2 protein-coding genes are annotated in these 1,913 nt (G+C 66.2%); both read right to left on the bottom strand.

The features are described 5' to 3' along the window. Window positions 1–36: 36 nt before the first annotated feature. The gene (locus tag AC04L7_RS17715) at window positions 37–1,506 is read right to left on the bottom strand and encodes a hypothetical protein (RefSeq protein ID WP_475513570.1); all 1,470 of its coding nucleotides are present in this window, start codon (window positions 1,504–1,506) and stop codon (window positions 37–39) included. After that, on the bottom strand, window positions 1,499–1,913 hold a 415-nt coding region (locus tag AC04L7_RS17710), incomplete at its 5' end, for a secretion/conjugation apparatus DotM-related subunit (RefSeq protein WP_475513569.1). The genes AC04L7_RS17715 and AC04L7_RS17710, both read right to left, overlap by 8 nt.

Raw genomic sequence — 1,913 nt, 5'->3', positions numbered from 1 at the left:
GCGTACGCCTTGGATGGGGCCGTTGGCCATCAGTGCTTACTCGCTGACCTTGAAGCTCAGCGCCGGATCGCAGCCGGCGATGGTGTTGCCCAGGCCGAACTGCTTCAGGCTCGGGTCCGGCGGCGGCGTACCCACCGCGCCCTGCTGGAAGATCGTCTCCTGGGCGACCTGCTTGGCGCTGGCCATCGCTTGAGCCACCCACGGATCGTTGCCGCCAGCAGCCTGCAGCTCTGCGGCTGCGGCCGGGTCCAGGCCGGCGCCGGCCAGCACCTCGGCCATGATCTCGGCGGGGATCGCCTCACCGTTCACCGGCATCGCGTTGGCGGGCGCACCGAACAGTGCGGCCAGCGCCGCATTGGCCTCTTCCATCGACTGCTGCTCTGCTTGCGCAGACGCCACTTGCTCGCCGCCTTCAGGCTTCGGGGCGCGGTTCGACAGCAGGCCTACGGCCACGACCACGACAGCGGCGGCGGCCAGCGCCTTCGGCCAGACGCTACCGCCCGCGCCACCGGCTGATTGCACCATCGCGCGCTCGATGCGCTGCTTCAGCTGCTCGGCCGCCAGGCGATCGGTGACACCGTCGATCTTCCAGCGCTCAACGCGCAGGCTGGTGCGACCCTCGACTGCAGCGGCGCTGTAGACGCTCACGCCGAAGCCATCGCGCTGCTCTTCCACCGCTACGCCCAGCGTTTCGGCCGTGGAAGCGTTGCGGATCGGCACCAGGATCGTACCGCCACCGTAGCGAGCGGCCTTGGTCATGGCCACGCCGTAGTCGCGCAGGACGCGGACCTTCGCCACCGGCCGCATCGCGCGCGTGAGCTCGGCGCGGATCTCGCGCAGCTGGTGCACGGCCAGGCGCCACACCGCACCGGCGGTGACGCGCAGCGTCTTCACCCACGTGCGCGGATGGGTGTGGCCGCGCAGGCCTGCCCATGCTTTCGCAGCACCCCAGCTGATCCTGTTTACCGTGAGTCCGCCGAACCAGGTCCGGCTTCTCCAATTCCTGTCGCCTTTTCCATCAATGTAGATGAAGCTCGAATCGATCTCGACGGCAACGTTCGGGCTCCGCTCCTGCTCGCTTGCTTCAAAGCTGAGCATCAGGGCGCGCAGCTCGGCTACCGCGGGGGACAGGATGACGGTGATCTGCTCGAAGTATGCCTCCGCTTGGCTCGACCACGCGGGGTTTGCTTCCGGGTCATAGCTCGCATTGCCCGGCAAGCCCCGAACCCACCGCAGCGCTCGTTGCTGCACATCGGGGGACGGGCCCGAGCTGCAAAGGGATTTGATCTCCCAAGCCGTGAACCACATCTCCGGCTGCAGTTCAAAATGCATTCTCGGGCCTTTCGCTGCCTCTTCGCTGCGCGCCTGCAGCACAAGATCCAAGAGCGCGCTCGCCGTACGAGACCACACACCAGGCTGGACCTGCATACCAGCGGCCAGGCACCGCAGCTTGTCCAACAGCTTCTCTTCTTGCGCGTCGGTAAGACGTACCAGGACCTTAGACATTCTCGTCATCCTCAAGCGAATTCAGGGCGTCAGCAGTGCCGTCGACCGCGGGCACCACAAGGGGGGTTTGGATAGCAGTGGCGGCCAGCTTTTCGGCCATGTAGTGCGAATGGACGCCGGCGGCTTCAACGCTCGCCACATCCAGGCCGAGGTCGTTCATGACGTACCAGGTGGTGCGATCGGCCATCTTCAGCCAGCGGAACCACGGCGTTGGCAGCTTGCCGTTCGTGCGCGCCTCTTCCAGCAGGCGGCGCAGTACGCAACGCACGTGGTAGTGCTGGCGGATCAGGGCGACCACCTTGGGCGAGTCGATGTACTTGCTGATCGCTTCGTCCACCTGCGGCGTGGTCAGCAACTCCGGCTTGCCTTCCTTCAGCGCCTTGGTCCACACCAGGTTGATCCCGTTG

This window comes from Pseudoxanthomonas sp. LjRoot204_2 (assembly GCF_056175765.1).
Note: the sequence above shows the minus strand (reverse complement) of the source record. Positions and strands in the feature narration are given on the sequence as shown.